The 18,415-nt window shown below is 32.0% G+C and carries 13 protein-coding genes and 1 pseudogene; 9 read left to right on the top strand and 5 right to left on the bottom strand.

Going from position 1 to position 18,415, the window contains the following annotated elements:
* Window positions 1-23: 23 nt before the first annotated feature.
* Entirely contained in the window at window positions 24-1,238 is a 1,215-nt protein-coding gene (locus RH98_RS04915; protein ID WP_010251161.1) for an aminotransferase class V-fold PLP-dependent enzyme, read from the bottom strand.
* Between the two features lie 186 nt (window positions 1,239-1,424).
* Here RH98_RS04915 and RH98_RS04910 point away from each other — a divergent pair, with 186 nt between their 5' ends.
* The 6 genes from RH98_RS04910 to RH98_RS04885 all read left to right on the top strand — a co-directional run bounded on the left by RH98_RS04910 (window position 1,425) and on the right by RH98_RS04885 (window position 8,353).
* Window positions 1,425-2,282 carry a heme/hemin ABC transporter substrate-binding protein gene (locus tag RH98_RS04910; protein ID WP_010251159.1) on the top strand — a complete coding sequence of 286 codons (858 nt, stop codon included), beginning with the start codon at window positions 1,425-1,427 and terminating at the stop codon, window positions 2,280-2,282.
* Between the two features lie 6 nt (window positions 2,283-2,288).
* Window positions 2,289-3,320, top strand: a complete 1,032-nt coding sequence (locus RH98_RS04905) for a FecCD family ABC transporter permease (RefSeq protein WP_010251157.1) — start codon at window positions 2,289-2,291, stop codon at window positions 3,318-3,320.
* 1 nt (window position 3,321) lies between these two features.
* Window positions 3,322-4,098: a heme ABC transporter ATP-binding protein gene (locus tag RH98_RS04900; protein ID WP_010251155.1), complete on the top strand. Its 777-nt coding sequence runs from the start codon at window positions 3,322-3,324 to the stop codon at window positions 4,096-4,098.
* A gap of 13 nt (window positions 4,099-4,111) precedes the next feature.
* Window positions 4,112-5,152, top strand: a complete 1,041-nt coding sequence (locus tag RH98_RS04895; RefSeq protein WP_010251153.1) for a hemin-degrading factor — start codon at window positions 4,112-4,114, stop codon at window positions 5,150-5,152.
* A 459-nt stretch (window positions 5,153-5,611) separates the two neighbouring features.
* Window positions 5,612-6,589 (top strand): ribonucleotide-diphosphate reductase subunit beta, encoded by a 978-nt coding sequence (locus RH98_RS04890; protein ID WP_010251150.1) that lies wholly within the window; start codon window positions 5,612-5,614, stop codon window positions 6,587-6,589.
* 69 nt (window positions 6,590-6,658) lie between these two features.
* Window positions 6,659-8,353, top strand: coding sequence for a ribonucleoside-diphosphate reductase subunit alpha (locus tag RH98_RS04885; RefSeq protein WP_010251149.1), 1,695 nt, complete (start codon window positions 6,659-6,661; stop codon window positions 8,351-8,353).
* Window positions 8,354-8,864: 511 nt separating this feature from the next.
* On the opposite strand, the gene sufD is transcribed toward RH98_RS04885, so the two are convergent.
* From sufD to RH98_RS04865, 4 genes are all read right to left on the bottom strand, one after another.
* Window positions 8,865-10,187 carry a Fe-S cluster assembly protein SufD gene (sufD, locus tag RH98_RS04880; protein ID WP_010251148.1) on the bottom strand — a complete coding sequence of 441 codons (1,323 nt, stop codon included), beginning with the start codon at window positions 10,185-10,187 and terminating at the stop codon, window positions 8,865-8,867.
* Window positions 10,188-10,229: 42 nt separating this feature from the next.
* On the bottom strand, window positions 10,230-10,985 hold the full coding sequence (sufC, locus tag RH98_RS04875; protein WP_010251147.1) for a Fe-S cluster assembly ATPase SufC: 756 nt from the start codon (window positions 10,983-10,985) through the stop codon (window positions 10,230-10,232).
* A gap of 57 nt (window positions 10,986-11,042) precedes the next feature.
* A complete protein-coding gene (gene sufB / locus RH98_RS04870; protein ID WP_010251146.1) occupies window positions 11,043-12,491 on the bottom strand; it encodes a Fe-S cluster assembly protein SufB in 1,449 nt (482 codons plus the stop codon).
* A gap of 102 nt (window positions 12,492-12,593) precedes the next feature.
* Window positions 12,594-12,923: a HesB/IscA family protein gene (locus tag RH98_RS04865; protein WP_010251145.1), complete on the bottom strand. Its 330-nt coding sequence runs from the start codon at window positions 12,921-12,923 to the stop codon at window positions 12,594-12,596.
* Between the two features lie 961 nt (window positions 12,924-13,884).
* On the opposite strand from RH98_RS04865, the gene RH98_RS04860 reads away from it, so the two are divergent.
* The 3 genes and pseudogenes from RH98_RS04860 to RH98_RS04850 all read left to right on the top strand — a co-directional run.
* Window positions 13,885-14,745, top strand: coding sequence for an MBL fold metallo-hydrolase (locus RH98_RS04860; protein WP_010251144.1), 861 nt, complete (start codon window positions 13,885-13,887; stop codon window positions 14,743-14,745).
* A 76-nt stretch (window positions 14,746-14,821) separates the two neighbouring features.
* Window positions 14,822-16,440, top strand: a pseudogene (locus tag RH98_RS04855) (S8 family peptidase).
* 86 nt (window positions 16,441-16,526) lie between these two features.
* On the top strand, window positions 16,527-18,415 hold a 1,889-nt coding region (locus RH98_RS04850; protein ID WP_010251142.1), incomplete at its 3' end, for a M1 family metallopeptidase.

The following is an 18,415-nucleotide window of genomic DNA, read 5'->3' as shown; positions in this document are numbered from 1 at the left end:
CTGTATTATTTTTTATTCTTAAACTACGAAAGCATTGATTTAGCTTTCTTAACTGCTTCGACAAGTGTGTCGATTTCTTCTTTAGTATTATAAAAACTAAAAGAAGCTCTCACTGTTCCAGGAATTCCGTAGAAGTCCATAATAGGTTGAGTACAATGATGACCTGTACGCACAGCTACACCTAATTTATCAACTATTACCCCAATATCGTAAGGATGAATCCCCTCTATATTGAATGAAATTACAGATGCCTTATCATCAGAAGTACCATAAATTTTAAGTCCTTCTATCTCCAATAAGCGTTTAGTTCCGTAATCTAATAACTCTTGTTCATAAGCTACAATATTATCAAAACCAACACTGTTTAAATAATCAATGGCACATCCTAATACAATTCCTCCAGCTATGTTAGGAGTACCCGCTTCAAACTTATGAGGTAAACATGCAAAAGTAGTTTTGTCAAAAGTAACTGTCTTAATCATTTCACCTCCTCCTTGATATGGTGGTAACTTATTAAGCCATTCTTCTTTTCCATATAAAACACCAGTTCCAGTAGGTCCACATATTTTATGAGCAGAAAACACATAAAAATCGCAGTCTAATGCTTGCATATCAGGCTTAACATGTGGAGTTGCTTGCGCTCCATCAATCAACACAGCTGCACCATATTCGTGCGCCTTATCAATAATTCTCTTGATAGGATTGATAGTACCCAATGCATTTGAAATATGAGTAACAGCAACTATTTTAGTTTTTTCGTTTATTAACTTATCAAACTCTTCCATCACTAACTCACCTTTTTCATTCATAGGAATGACTTTAAGGGTAGCTCCTGACTGCTCACATGCAAATTGCCAAGGAACAATATTAGAGTGGTGCTCCATTGCAGAAATAAGTACCTCATCCCCTTCTTTTAATAAGCGAGCAAAACCACTTGCTACTAAATTAATACCAAATGTAGTTCCTGCAGTAAAGATAACCTCTCTATCTTCTTTTGCATTTATATGGTGTTGTACTTTTTTTCTTGCAATTTCATATGCGTCAGTAGCCAATTGGCTTAAAGTATGAACTCCTCTGTGGATATTAGCATTTATAGTTTCATAATATTCAGCAATTGCATCGATTACCACTTGTGGTTTTTGAGCAGTAGCTGCATTGTCAAAATACACCAAAGGTTTTCCATTCACTTTCTCATCAAGTATAGGAAAATCATTTCTTATTGCCTTTATATCTAACATATTACTTCTCTTTAGAAATTAAAACCTTGTTTTGAAATAAAACAAACAAATTTAAAAGCAAAGATACGGATTCGTATACTTTTGCCCACCAAATATTAATTTAAAATTAATCTAAATATGTTTTGTAACGCATCAAAAAGATTCTAAATTTGCGATAATTTAGATTTAATTCAAATTAGAGGAAAAATGAAAAAACTAGCCGCTTTTACACTGCTACTAATTACTATAGTTAGTTGTAATCAAAAAAAAGAACAGCCATCTGAACAGCAGGCAACAAATGCTCAAAAAGAAAGAATAATCTCATTAAATGGTGCTATTACAGAAATATTAGCTGACCTAGGAGAACAAGAAAATATAATTGGAGTGGACGTAACAAGTACATATCCAGAAAACATCAAGGAAACTACAAAAGATTTAGGACATACTTCAAAGATTTCAATTGAAAGTATCATGTCTTTAAAACCAACCATCATTTATGCAAATGATAAGGACATTAAAGATGACTTTAAATCACAATTAAAAAACTCTGGAATCAGATTAGAATTAATCAAACAAGAATATTCTGTTGATGGAACAAAAGAAATGATTAAAGCTGTCGCTCAAACATTAAACAATACAAATTACGAGGCATTAATCACTAAAATTGACCAAGATTTAGCAGGTATTACAAAATTTGAAAAGACTCCTAAAGTATTATTCATTTATGCTCGTGGCGCATCTACATTATTAGTTGCGGGAGACGATACTCCAGTAAATAACGTTATTGCATTAGCTGGAGGACAAAATGCTATTACTGAGTTCAAAGATTTCAAACCTCTAACTCCAGAATCATTGCTTAACAGCAATCCAGACTATATCTTAATGTTTACTTCAGGATTACAAAGTATGGGAGGGATTGATGGAGTTCTACAAATAGAAGGAATCAACCAAACTAACGCAGGAAAAAACAAAAAAGTAATTGCTATGGATGGTCAGTTACTTGGAGGTTTTGGTCCTAGAGTAGGTCAAGCAGCTAAAGAATTAAATAAATTACTTTCAGAATAATCAAAAATGCAGAAAAAACTCTCTTTTTACGCAATTACTTTATTAGTGATATTAATAATTATAGCCATTGCGTCGATTTTCATTGGAGTTTATCAATTTGAAGAAGGAAGTATAAATACAATTACAAAGATACTTTTCACCAGTCAACCCATTAATCCAAGTGACCATTATGTATTCTTTGATGTTCGTCTACCACGAATATTAATGGCAATACTTACTGGTGCTGGTTTATCATTGGCTGGTACTTGTTTGCAAGGGATGTTTAAAAATCCCTTAGCATCACCAGATTTGATAGGAATTACAGCAGGGTCCGTATTGTTCGCTGCTGTAACTATAGTTTTAGGAAGTTACATAAAATCAGTAGTTCCTGAAGTAGTTCACTACTCCTTATTAAGTATCATGAGTTTTATAGGCGCCATGATTACTATGACTTTTGTCTATAAAATGTCAACTACTAATGGAAAGACGAATGTTAGTATATTATTACTATCAGGTGTTGCTATTACAGCTTTAACAGGTTCTGCAACAGGATTACTTACTTATATCTCAGACGAGGAAGAATTGAGAAATTTGACCTTTTGGACATTGGGAAGTTTAGCTGGAGCGACATGGAATAAAGTGATTATACTAGGTATAGTTATTATTGCATCCATTTGTTTATTAATCAATAAAGGAAAATCGCTTAATGCAATGATGTTAGGAGAACGCGACGCTTCTCATCTTGGTATTCCAGTAGAGAAAATCAAAAAAAGAATAGTATTGTTATCTGCCTTAATGGTAGGAACAGCTGTTGCTTTTACAGGAACTATTGGTTTTGTCGGTCTTATAGTACCTTATATCCTACGATTAATATTTAAATCTAATTATTATTTCATTCTACCATTATCGACTGTTTGTGGAAGTATACTTTTATTGACAGCAGATACTATCAGTAGAACTATTGTACCACCTTCAGAAATACCTATTGGAATATTAACTTCAATAATGGGAGCTCCAGTATTTATTGCTATTTTAGTACGATTTAAAAAATCATTGTAAAATGATACAAGCACAAAAAATAAACTACAAAACAAAAGATACTTTAATTATCAATGATATTGATTTCTCTTGTGAAAATGGAGAATTCATAGCAATATTAGGTCCTAATGGGGCTGGTAAATCGACGTTTCTAAGTATTCTTGCAAACGAACTACACCAAAAAGGAAACAATATTCTTCTTAAGGCTTGTGAATATACAAAATGGTGTGATAGAGAACTTCCTAAACACAAAGCTAAATTTTCACAACACAACAATAGCGATATTCCTCTAAATGTAGAAGATGTAGTAATGATGGGAAGATATCCTTATTTTGATCACATACCAAGCGAAAAAGATAAAGAAGCTATTCAAGAAAGCATGGAATGCATTGATATATGCCCTTTACAACACAGAGAATACAATCATTTATCTGGTGGTGAAAAACAACGTGTTCATCTAGCACGCGTTTTATCTCAGCTAAACAATGATGTAGATAATAAACTTCTTTTCTTAGACGAACCTCTAAACAATCTAGATGTATTACACCAACATCGGATTCTAGATATTATTAGAGACTTTACAAGCAAGGGAAATACAGCAATAGTAGTAATACACGATCTTAATTTAGCAGCTCAATATGCTGATAAAATCCTTCTTTTAGAAAAGGGTAAGAAAGTCATTTATGATTCACCCGAGAAAGTATTAACACAAGAAATTATATCTTCTGTATATAATTTTCCTTGTATAGTAACTAAAAATCCAGTAAATAATAACCCGCTAATTATATTTGGCGCTTAATTAAAAATATATAATGAGTAAAGAAGCCCTTACCTTAAAACAACGTTGGGATGCCTTAAAGGAATCAAAACCACATTTAAGAATCAGAAATGCTGCCAATGAATTAAATGTCAGCGAAATGGAGCTTTTAGCTACACAAATAGGAGATACAGTAACAAGACTAAAACCAGAATTTGTAGAAATTCTATCTGAAATAGAGACGCTTGGAAAAGTAATGGCCCTAACTAGAAATGACGAATGTGTTCATGAAAGAAAAGGTATATACAGCAATCCTGATTTCAAATCATCTCATGCTGGTCTATTTGTCAACCCAGATATTGATTTAAGAATCTTCTTAAGTCATTGGAAAAAAGTTTTTGCAGTAGTTGAACCAGCTGGAGATAAAACTAGAAAGAGCTTACAGTTTTTCGGAAAAGATGGTGAAGCAATTCACAAAATATATTTAGTACCACAGAGCAATGAAGAAGCCTTTACAGCTCTTGTCGAGAAATATAAATCACCTGATCAAAGTCAAGAAGAAACAACAGAGGTGTATCTTCATAATCTTGATGAACGATTAGATGAGGAGATTGATGTAGAAAGCTTCAGAAAAGAATGGAAAGAATTAAAAGATACTCATGACTTCTTTTCTTTGCTTAAAAAATATAATCTAACGCGTACACAAGCTTTGCGCTTAGCACCTGATGAATATTATGCTAAACAGATAAACAAAGATGCTATTGTAACAATGTTAGAGAAAGCTGCAGAACTTCAAACCCCTATCATGGTATTTGTAGGGAATAAGGGATTAATACAGATTCATACGGGAGAAGTAAAAAGAACAATGTGGCATCAAAACTGGTATAATGTATTAGATCCTGATTTCAACATGCATTTAGATATGGATAAAATTGCACAGACATGGATTGTTAGAAAACCAACAGAAGATGGTATTGTAACAGCGATCGAAGTGTTTAACGAAATGGGAGAAATAATTGTACAGTTCTTTGGTAAGAGAAAACCAGGAATTCCAGAATTAGAAACATGGAGAGAGATAGTTTCTTCAATAGAATAAAACAACGAAAAAGGGTGATTTAATTAATCACCCTTTTTTTATTACTTCAAGGTATATTTCAATATTCAAATATTTTATTTGTCAAAAACCCAACAAAAATAACCTAAATATTTAATCATCGAAATGAGATAAATCCTAAAAAAACTAGCTACTACTCTACTAAAAATTCAATATATCGCAATGACTACAAGGCATTGAAAATAAACTTGATAATCACAAAAAATAAAATAATAAAAGTTATTAAACGATTGTTGATAACTAATTTCGATTTCTGACAAATATAAGTTGACATCCATATTTGGATAGTGTAAATTAGCTATCCTGAGTAAGGATATTGTATCCCTTTAAATACATTCTTATTTTAAATTATTTAGTTTTAAATAATTTAAAATGTATCAAAACTCACCCATTTTCTGAAAAAGAAATAATCACAATACTAATTATAATAAAATATTTGCTATGTCTATTTTTGATAAAAGAGTTAACTACAAACCATTTGAATATCCAGGAATATATCAATTCACAGATGCTATTAATAAATCTTTTTGGGTACATAGTGAAGTAGATTTTACTGCAGATACACAAGACTTCCATTCGCATCTAACGCTTGGGGAGCAATTAGCGATTAAACACAGTCTATTAGCTATTGCACAAATTGAAGTAGCAGTAAAAACTTTCTGGGGAAACCTATACCAGCACTTTCCAAAACCAGAATTTAATGGACTAGGAAGTACTTTTGCTGAATGTGAATTTAGACATTCAGAAGCTTATTCTCGCTTATTAGATGTATTAGGTTATAACGATGAATTTGAAGAGTTATTAAGCATTCCTGTAATCAAAGAGCGCGTAGACTATTTATCAAAAGTTTTAGAAAACTCACAAAATAATACAGACAGAAAAAAATATGTAGTATCGTTAATTCTGTTTTCTCTATTAATTGAAAATGTATCATTATTTAGTCAATTTGCTATTATCCTATCTTTCACAAGATTTAAAGGTCTAATGAAAAATGTGAGCAACATTATTGCTTGGACTTCTATAGATGAGCAAGTACATGCAAACGCAGGTATTTATATAATAAACGTTATTAGAAAAGAATTCCCAGATTTCTTTGATGAAGAATTAATTAATCATGTAAATGATGTTATTATTCATTCAATAGATATTGAGAGTAAAATATTAGATTGGATTTTTGAGACTGGCGAAATTGAAACAGTTAGTAAAAAAGACTTATTAAACTTTATGAAGTTTAGAGTTGATGAAAGCATGGTTAAGATTGGCTTAAATAAAGTCTTTAATATAACTCAAGAACAATATAAACCAATGGCTTGGTTTGAAGAAGAAGTATTTGCAAATAGCTTAGATGATTTCTTTGCAAAGAGACCAGTAGATTATACAAAACACGATAAGAGTTTTACTGCTGACGATTTGTTCTAGTAAATACCGATAAGTATTACTGACAAAGCATTTTTTTAATAATAAACACGATCAAAGAATTAGAATAATATGAATAACTTCTCACTACCATTACAAATAGATGAAACTGCAAGCCTGTGTGAAAAACTATGGTGGAAAAATTCAGAAAGCGAACAAATTTTAAACAGAGGATACTTATTAAAAGGAGAAACAGTTGAAGGTGCAATAGACCGTATAGCTTCTGCAGCCGCAAGACGCCTTTATAAGCCAGAATTAAAAGAGTCTTTCCAAGAGATGATAGAAAGAGGTTGGATGAGCTTAAGCTCTCCTATTTGGGCAAACATGGGGACTGAGAGAGGACTACCAATTTCTTGCTTCAACGTGAATATACCTGATAGCATAGAAGGAATCACTCATAAGCTTGGAGAAGTTATTATGCAGACGAAAATAGGTGGTGGTACATCTGGTTATTTTGGAGGATTAAGAGAAAGAGGAAGTGCTGTAACAGATAATGGTAAAAGTAGTGGTGCAGTAAGTTTTATGAAACTTTTTGATACAGCAATGGACACTATATCTCAAGGAGGAGTACGTAGAGGTGCATTTGCAGCTTACTTAGATATTGATCACCCAGATTGTGAAGAGTTCTTAAACATTAGAAATATTGGAAATCCCATCCAAAACTTATTCTACGGTGTATCCATACCAGATTATTGGATGCAAGAAATGATAGATGGTGATAGAGAAAAAAGAAGCTTATGGGCAAAAGTATTGGAAAGCAGACAACAAAAAGGAATGCCTTACCTATTTTTCTCAGATAATGTAAATGTGAATAAACCACAAGTTTACAAAGACAAAAACATGAGAATAAATGCTAGTAATTTGTGCTCTGAGATTATGTTACCTTCTTCAGATGATGAATCATTTATTTGCTGTTTATCATCTATGAATCTTGAATTATACGATGAATGGAAAGATACAGAAGCAGTAAAATTAGCTATTTACTTCTTAGATGCGGTACTACAAGAATTTATTGAAAAAACAGAAGGAAATTATTATCTGTCATCAGCTAATAACTTTGCTAAACGTCATAGAGCTTTAGGCTTAGGAGTATTAGGATGGCATTCATATCTTCAAAAGAATATGATTCCTTTTGAAGGATTACAAGCTAAAATGTTAACGAATCAAATCTTTGCAGATATTAGTGCAAAGGCTGATAAAGCGACACAAGAATTAGCTAGAATATATGGTGAACCTGAAGTATTAAAAGGATATGGAAGAAGAAATACCACTACAATGGCTATTGCTCCTACTACATCTTCTTCAGCTATCTTAGGACAAACATCTCCTGGCATCGAACCTTTTAGCAGTAATTACTATAAAGCAGGTCTTTCGAAAGGTAATTTTATGCGTAAAAATAAATACCTAACAAAATTGCTTGAATCAAAAGGAATTGACAATGAAGAAACATGGAGAAGCATCATGCTAAATGGTGGAAGTGTTCAACAATTAGAGGAATTAACTGACGAAGAAAAAGCAGTTTTCAAAACGTTCAAAGAAATAAGTCAATTAGAAATTATCCAACAAGCAGCAGTTAGACAAAAATATGTAGATCAAGCACAAAGCTTAAACTTAAATATTCCTTCTGCTCTACCTATCAAAGAAGTAAATAACTTAATGATAGAGGCTTGGAAACTAGGAGTAAAAACTCTTTACTACCAACGTAGTCAAAGTGTATCAAAAGAAATGGTAACAAATCTAGTTACCTGCAGTAGTTGCGAATCTTAATCTAAATTATAATTCATAGAAGAAAGGATTGATCATATAATGGTCAATCCTTTTTTTATGCAGACATACTAATGTTCACAAAAAATAATTTTTACAATAAAAGAGATAACTGCACAAAAAACATGAATTTATTCTAACATAAAATAGTTTTGATAAATATCAGAGTATGAAAAAGAAGGATTTAATGTACTTCTTTAGTAGTATTACTTCTATTTAACCATAAAATTACTACGTGCCATTTTTTTGGTACGATATATGTATATATACTTGCACAACAAAACAACAAATTTTTCTTTTAAGAAAACCAAGCTCCTCCCTAAATCAGCTTGGTTTTCTTTTCTCTAAGCTTAAAGTAGTCTTATAAGCTATTTTAAAGGCTTTAAAAGCATGATATAAAAGTAAACAACAATATATACCAAAACCAATTCAATATCCCTTTCAATCAAAAAAATAGGCTATCTGTCTCAGATAGCCTATTTTTCTTTCCATCGAAGGAATATATAAATCGAAATTAAATTTCAAATCCCATTGAAACACCTAACTTATCAGCAATTACTTTTGCTACTTTAGATTTCAATTCTGGTATCTTAACAGATTTCATTACATCATCAGTAAAAGCGTACATTAACAATGCCTTAGCCTCTTTCTTAGGAATCCCACGTTGACGTAAATAAAACATAGCTTCTTCATCTAATTGTCCGATAGTACAACCATGCGAACATTTAACATCATCAGCAAAGATTTCTAATTGTGGTTTTGTGTAAACTACTGCTTTGTCGCTCAACAAAATATTATTACTCTGTTGGAAACCATCCGTTTTTTGTGCAATCTTATCTACATAGATCTTACCATTGAAAACTCCTACAGAATTATCATTGTAAAGCCCTTTATAATCCTGGTGACTTTCACAATTTGGTTGATTATGTGATACTAATGTATAATGATCGACATGTTGCTTACCACCTATTAACGTAATTCCTTTTAAAGTACTATCAATACGCTCACCATCTTGATAGAAATTAAGATTATTACGCGTTAATTTACCTCCAAATGAGAAAGTGTGTACTGAAACTCTACTTTCTTGTTTTTGTTTGATAAAAGTGTTGTCAATTAAAGTACCTGTATCTAAGTCGTTTTGCAATTTATAAAAATCACAAATAGCACGTTTGTGAGCAAATATCTCAGTTACTGAGTTTGTAAATATGCTACACTCACTAATACTTTGATGACGTTCTAAAATTTGAACGTGAGCATTTTCGCCAACGACAATTAAATTACGAGGTTGCACTAATAAAGCTTGATCTTCTACTGTAGACAAGTAAATAATTTCAATTGGTTTAGAAACTACTGTACTTTTTGGTACATTAATATAAGCACCTTCTACTGCATACGCTGTATTAAGAGCGGTAAGACTATCAGATTTATCAGCTGCTTGATTGTAATAGTTATCAATCACCATTTTGTATTTTGGTTTTGTCAATGCCGCAGACATAAGACAAACATCAAATCCATTATCATGAGTAGTCTCTGAAAGGTGAGAACTAAATACTCCATTGATAAATACTAATTTAAAAGTGTCTGAATCACTTAAAAAGTATTTTTTTACATCTTTATATTCAATTGCTACCTCTTTTTTAGGTTGAACACAAAACTCATTCTTTAAAACAGAATTAAGTGAAGTGTACTTCCATGCTTCCTCTTTTTTACTAGGGAAACCTTTATTTTCAAATGTCTCTAGTCCTTCTAAACGAATATTGTGTAAACAGTCATGTTCACCTTTCAATCCTTGTTCAAAAGCAACAAAAGACGATATTAATTTTTCTTTAAGTTCCATATTATTTCCGATTAGATTAAAATGATTGTTTCATTAGTTAGCTTACTCTTTTTCAACAGCAGCTTTAATCCAATCATAACCTTTCTCTTCTAATTCTAATGCTAATTCTTTACCACCTGTTTTTACAATCTTACCGTCATATAAAACGTGTACGAAATCTGGAACAATATGTTCTAATAAACGTTGATAGTGAGTAATAACGATAATAGCGTTGTCTTTACTTTTTAATTTGTTTACACCATTTGCAACGATTCTTAATGCATCGATATCTAATCCTGAGTCAGTCTCATCCAAAATAGCTAATTTGGGGTTTAACATCGCCATTTGGAAAATCTCATTACGTTTTTTCTCTCCACCAGAAAAACCTTCGTTAAGAGAACGAGATAAGAATTTTCTATCGATTTCTAATAATTCTGACTTTTCTTTAATCAATTTCAACATTTCGCTTGCAGGCATATCTTCTAAACCTTGAGCTTTTCTTGATTCGTTGATTGCAGTTTTAATAAAGTTAGTAACAGAAACTCCAGGAATCTCAACTGGGTATTGGAAAGATAAGAATACACCTTTATGAGCTCTATCTTCTGGAGCTAATTCATCAATATCTTCTCCTTCTAATAAGATTTCACCTTCAGTAACCTCGAATGCTTCATTACCAGCTATCACAGAAGACAAAGTACTTTTACCAGCACCATTTGGTCCCATGATTGCGTGAATTTCTCCAGCATTAACAGTTAAATTTATTCCTTTTAAAATTTCTTTATCGTCAACACTTGCGTGTAAATTTTTTATCTGTAACATAAATTGTCTTTTAATATTTTTGAGAATGCGTTATAAATTGTCTTTAAAATGGTAAGATTAACCTACACTTCCTTCTAAAGAAATTTCTAACAATTTTTGAGCTTCAACAGCAAATTCCATAGGTAATTTATTAAGTACCTCTTTTGAGAAACCATTTACAATTAATGCAATTGCTTTTTCAGTAGGAATACCTCTTTGGTTACAATAGAATATTTGATCTTCACCAATTTTACTTGTAGTAGCCTCATGCTCTATTTGTGCAGAAGGATTCTTAGCTTCAATATAAGGGAAGGTATGCGCACCACATTCGTTACCCATTAATAAAGAATCACACTGAGAGAAATTTCTCGCATTCTCTGCTCTAGGCCCTACAGAAACAAGACCTCTATAACTATTTTGTGATTTACCAGCAGAGATACCTTTAGATATAATTGTCGACTTAGTATTTTTACCTAAGTGAATCATTTTAGTCCCAGTATCTGCTTGTTGGTAATTATTAGTAACAGCAATAGAATAAAATTCTCCTATTGAGTTATCACCTTTTAAAATACATGATGGATATTTCCACGTCACAGCAGAACCAGTCTCTACTTGCGTCCACGAAATCTTAGCATTTCGCTCACAAAGACCTCTCTTAGTCACGAAGTTAAATACCCCTCCTTTACCTTCACTGTCTCCAGGGAACCAGTTTTGAACAGTAGAATATTTAATCTCTGCATCATCCATAGCAATTAATTCTACTACGGCAGCATGTAATTGATTTTCATCACGTGATGGAGCAGTACATCCTTCTAAATAAGAAACGTAACTTCCTTCATCAGCAATTACTAATGTTCTTTCAAATTGACCAGTACCAGCTTGATTAATACGGAAATAAGTAGATAATTCCATTGGACATCTTACTCCTTTAGGAATATAACAGAAAGATCCATCAGAGAATACAGCAGAGTTTAATGCTGCATAGAAATTATCTGTCTGTGGTACTACTGATCCTAAATATTTCTTAACTAATTCTGGATGATCCTTAATTGCTTGCGAAATAGAACAAAAAATAATTCCTTTCTCTGCTAACGTTTCTTTAAATGTAGTTGCTACAGACACAGAGTCCATCACAATATCCATCGCTACACCAGATAAGCGTTTTTGTTCTTCTATTGATATCCCAAGTTTATTGAAAGTGTCCAATAACTCTGGATCCACCTCTTCTAAACTTTTATATTTTGCAGTTTCCTTTGGAACTGAATAATATGATATTGCCTGAAAATCAGGTTTTTTATATCTAACATTAGCCCACTCTGGCTCAATCATTTCCTTCCAAATCTTAAAAGCTTTCAGTCTCCATTCTGTCATCCATTCTGGCTCTTCTTTCTTTGCAGAAATAGCTCTAATAATGTCTTCATTTAAACCATTAGGAAAAGTCTCTGATTCTATATCAGTATAAAACCCGTACTCATACTCCTTGGTTTCTAATTCTTTCTTTAAATCTTCTTCTGTATACTTGCTCATATTTCCATACTTAAAAGCAATTGTTTTATTGCTTCCTAGTTTTAACTATTTAATATTTCTAAAAGGAAAACGAACTAAAGCGTTCGCTCTCCAATTAATAACTTATAAAGAAAAACTTTCTCCACAACCACATGTACGACTAGCGTTAGGGTTGTTAAAATAAAAGCCTTTTCCATTCAATCCTCCTGAATATTCTAAGGTTGTTCCTACCAAATACAAAAAGCTCTTTTTATCAACAGCAATTTTCACACCATTGTCTTCAAAAACTTTATCGCTTTCCGAAATTTCTTTGTCAAATTTCAGCTGATAAGAAAGACCAGAACACCCGCCACTAGTAACTCCCACACGAACATAGTCGTTTGTAGGATCAAATCCTTCATCCTCCATTAAAAGAGCTACACGCTTACTTGCTATATCTGAAACCTTTATCATACGTTATTTAAATAGATTTAGTTCTAAAATGTATATGCAAAGGTATTATAAAAAAATGGTTTGTAATACTAACTAACATATTTATAACGATTAGAAGTTTTAATACTAAAATCAATAAAATCTATTATAGCATAAGTCGTTATAACTATTTTTTCACAAACACTTTAGCTAAATAACTACTATAAATGAAACACATAAATAGACCTAAAACTGTTACAAAAAACAATTAATCAATTATTTCATACAAAGATGCCATCAATAAATAAACTAATCAAGGACAAAAAAAAGAAGGTGTTGAACAATAAGAGGAACTTAACTGTAAAAGTATAGTAATAACATAAATAAAGACTAAATCGCGCTACATAAACCACTTGAAAAGCAAAAAATTAGGCTTTTACCATTGCAATAATATCACGATAAACTAGCATCATAAATCTCCTATCCTACTTAAAATGATTTATGTAATAAAATGGCAGAACAGCAATTATTCTCCCCCCTCTAAATTTGAATATAACGCTAAGCCATCTTAAAAAAGATATTTAACTATACAAGTACACGGCGTAAGTAATTACTCCTTCAAAATTACATACTTTTTCAACACTTCTTCAACACCGCTTCAACATTCCTTCAACAAACAGGCTTTAAACTGAAGGAATCTTGAGGAAGTGTTGAAGAAGTGTTGAAGAACTTGCTCACATCCCTTATTAATACTAGCTTCACGAGAGCCTCAATTTGTAAAAACAGCGCTTATTGTAGAGAAATAGCCAAAAATCTATACTACTTTTTTTATTTTTCTCTGACTGATTTAAGAAACTCTTACTCAATAAAGTCAATGTCATTTATGATAAGAGATGTTTATTTAATAGAAATAATAGTAAAGCCTAAAATTGGCAAAAGTAACTTTGTAGTAACTATTTTAAATGTTTAATTTGCACTTACCAAATAACTAACTAATCAAATTATGAAACTATATTCAATTGAAAGTGGAAATTTCAAACTCGACGGAGGAGCTATGTTTGGCGTGGTTCCAAAAGTCATTTGGAACAAAACAAATCCAGCAGATTCAAATAACCTCATCGATTTAGGAGCTAGATTACTACTAATAGAAGATGGCAATAAACTCATCCTTATTGATACTGGGATGGGGAATAAACAATCTGAAAAATTCTTTGGATATTACAATTTATGGGGAGACAACAGTATAGATAAATCACTTGCCAAATATGGATTTCACTGCGACGATATCACAGATGTTTTTTTAACCCACCTACATTTTGATCATGTCGGAGGTGCAGTTAATTGGAATAGTGATAAAACTGGTTATGAAAATGCATTTAAAAATGCAAAGTATTGGACTAATGAAGAACACTGGCTATGGGCAACAAAACCAAATGCAAGGGAAAAGGCATCGTTCTTATCAGAAAATATTCTTCCTATCCAAGATAGTGGAGCATTAAATTTCATAAGCAAAACAGACCAACAGTTTTCTGAAAATTGTGAATTAGGATTTGATCTATTTTATGCAGATGGACATACTGATAAGCAAATGATCCCTATTTTAAACTACAATGGAAAGAAAATTGCCTACGTTGCTGATTTACTACCTACTGTAGGTCATATCCCGCTTCCTTATGTAATGGGCTATGACACTCGACCACTACTAACATTAGCTGAAAAAGAACTATTCCTTCAAAAAGCAGCTGATGAACAATGGTATCTTTTTCTTGAACACGATGCTCATAACGAAATTATTACTGTGCAAAATACAGAAAAAGGTGTGCGCCTTAAAGACATTTATAAAGCCTCAGAAATCTTAATTTAGTGTTAACTACATTATTTAACTCTAACTATTTGATATTTTTAGGCAAATTTTTAATTAAAACAAAAATCTAAATATAATGCGATTGATTAAACCTATGTATCTTTCTGCTGTTTTGGCATTAGCTTTAACAAGCTGTGGAGGATCTAAAATCACAACAAATCTTACTCCAATCACTTCTGCTGATCATTTACCAAAGAGAACAACAGAATTGTCTGAGGAACAATTGAAAAGATGGAGTCATTTAGACATCATAACAGACACAGTACCTGGAATGTCTGTAGACAAAGCTTATGAACTTATCTTAAAAAACAAACCATTACCAAATAAAATAGTGGTAGGTGTTGTTGATTCAGGTGTTGAGATTGAACATGATGATTTAAAAAATCAAGTATGGACTAATTCAAAAGAAATCGCTGGAAACAATATTGACGATGACAATAATGGATATGTAGATGATATTCATGGATGGAACTTTTTAGGAGATGCTGTTCATGAAAATATATGGAAATGGTACGTGTAATACGTAGAGGTGATGACGGTTCTGCACAATACAAAAGAGCTGTAAAAGAATTAGAAAAAGAAAAAAATGAGGTTCTAGAAACTAAAGTTAGAGCAGAAATGCTACAAAGAGCAAATGAAAGAATTGCTAAGTTTTTAGGAAAAACAGATTATACTATTGAGGATTTAGACAACATTCCTCTTGATGGAACTTCAGAAGAAATATTACATTCAAAAAATGTAATCTACAATATCCTTAAAGGAGGTAGAGAATTATCTTGGATCGAAGATTACAATAATTATGTAAACAGCAAATTAAATTATCATTTAAATGTAGACTTTAACGGTCGTACAGTTGTAGGTGATGATCCAACAGATATTAATGACAAATTTTACGGTAATAATAACGTATTAGGTCCTGTGAGATCTGAGGCTAAACACGGTACTCACGTTTCTGGGATTATTGCACAACAAAGACACAATAATTTAGGCGGAGATGGTGTAGCATCAGAAGTTGCAGAAATTATGGCTGTAAGAGCAGTACCTGATGGAGATGAGTATGATAAAGATATTGCTTTAGGTATTCGTTATGCAGTTGATAATGGAGCTAAAGTTATCAATGGTAGCTTTGGTAAATACTACGAAGAAAATAGCCAATGGGTAAGAGATGCAATTAAATATGCAGAAGAAAAAGATGTTCTGATCGTAGTAGCAGCTGGAAATGACGCTATGGATTTAAATATTGAAGGTGGTGTAGAGCGTTATCCAAATGACAACGTAAATATGGGACCTGAGATTTCTGAAAACTTCTTAGTGGTAGGAGCTCTAAATCCAGAGTTTGGTAAAAACATGGTAGCTAGATTTTCTAATTACGGACACTATGATGTAGATGTATTTGCTCCTGGAGTTAAAATTTATGCTACTGTACCAAATAATACTTACGAATATTTACAAGGTACATCTATGGCTTCACCTAACGTAGCTGGTGTAGCAGCTCTTATCAGAGCATATTACCCAGAATTTACTGCTGCACAAGTGAAAAAAATAATAATGGATTCAGGAGTTGCTGTAGATTTTGATGTTGTTGTTGGTGCGAAAAAAGAAGTAAGAAACTTTAGTACTATTTCAACTTCTGGTAAATTTGTAAATGCATATAATGCTTTATTATTAGCAGAAAAATTATCACAAAAGAAATAATAAATCAAAACACCCTTACTAACACAAGTTTCATAGCTCCACAATTACTACCCTATTAATTGTGGAGCTTTAATTTCAAACAACTTATGAAAAAAATATTACTAACATTAACTATAAGTACGCTGACTTATATAACTTCTTTTGCTCAGTTTCACAATAATCCTAATCCAGGATATTGGCAACAAGAAGTAGATTATACTATGGACGTAAAAGTAGATGTTAAGAAATTTACTTATACAGGAACTCAAAGTTTAACCTATACTAATAATTCGCCAGATACTTTAAAAAACGTATTTTTCCATTTGTATTACAATGCATTTCAACCTAATAGCGATATGGATGCATTACTAAAATCTATTCCTGACCCAGATTCAAGAATGGTAGAAACAAAAACTATCAGAGGAAGAAAAGTATTTGAAAGTAAAATAGCAAAATTAAAACCTAATGAAATAGGTTTTCTAAAGGTTAATAATCTAAAACAAAATGGTAAACCTCTGACTACTAATGTAGTCGGGACTATTCTAGAAGTAACTCTTAATGAGCCAATTGCTCCAAATTCTAGTACTGAATTTACTATGAATTTTGAAGGACAAGCGCCTAAAATGGTTAGACGAGCAGGAAGAGAATCTGCAGAAGGAGTAGCATTATCAATGTCACAATGGTTCCCTAAAATAGCAGAATTTGATTTTGAAGGATGGCACGCTGAACAATATTTAGGTAGAGAATTTCATAGCGTATGGGGTAATTTTGATGTAAAAATTACTATTGATAAAGATTATACTTTAGGAGGAACAGGTACTTTAGTAAACAATAATGAAATTGGTCATGGTTATGAAGATCATGGGGTTAAGGTAACACCAAATAAAAAGGATAAAACATTAACTTGGCATTTTAAAGCGGAGAATGTATTAGACTTTACATGGGCTGCGGATAATAATTATATCCATGATACTTATGAAGGGCCAGATGGTATAAAATTACACTTCTTATATAAAAATAATCCAGCAATAGTAGAGAATTGGAAAAAACTACAACCAGTTACTGCTCAATTAATGGATTTCTACAATCAAAATATAGGTCAATATCCTTACTCTCATTACTCTGTTATTCAAGGAGGTGATGGAGGAATGGAATATTCTATGTGTACTCTTATTACAGGAGAAAGATCATTTCCTAGTCTAGTAGGTGTAACTGCACACGAATTAGCACATAGCTGGTTTCAACATGCATTAGCTACTAATGAAACGAAGCATGAATGGATGGATGAAGGTTTCACAACTTTCATATCTGATTTAGCAATGCTAAAAATATTACCTAAAAAAGATCAAGAGGATACTAATCCATTTGCGTCAAATTATAAATCATATTATAATTTAGTAGCAAAAAATATGCATGAACCATTAACAACGCATGCTGATCACTATTTAACTAATAGAGCTTACTCGATTTCTGCATACAGTAGAGGTGCAATATTCTTAACTCAATTAGCTTATATCATAGGATGGGACAATATGATGGAAACTCTAAAAGAATATTATTCGAACTATAAATTTTCACACCCTACTCCTAATGATTTTAAACGCACTGCTGAACGAGTTTCTGGATCAGTACTTGATTGGTATATGCTAGATTGGACACAGACTAATAATACAGTTGATTACGCTATACAATTTGTAGAAGATGTACAAAAAGATCAAACATTAGTAAGTTTAAAAAGAATAGGAAGAAGTGGAATGCCTCTTGATATTCTAGTAACTTATGAAGATGGTACTATGGAAACTTTTTATATTCCATATACTTCTATGCACTGGAATAAACCTAATCAATATCCAGAATATGAAAGAACTATTCTAGAAGGATGGGGATGGGCACAGCCAGATTATAAATTCATAATCAATAAGCCTAGAAATACGATAAAAACAATAATGATTGATCCAAGTCAATTTATGGCTGATATCAACCAAGAAAATAACAT

The organism is Myroides injenensis M09-0166 (assembly GCF_000246945.1).
GTDB classification, from domain to species: domain Bacteria; phylum Bacteroidota; class Bacteroidia; order Flavobacteriales; family Flavobacteriaceae; genus Flavobacterium; species Flavobacterium injenense.
Note: the sequence above shows the minus strand (reverse complement) of the source record. Positions and strands in the feature narration are given on the sequence as shown.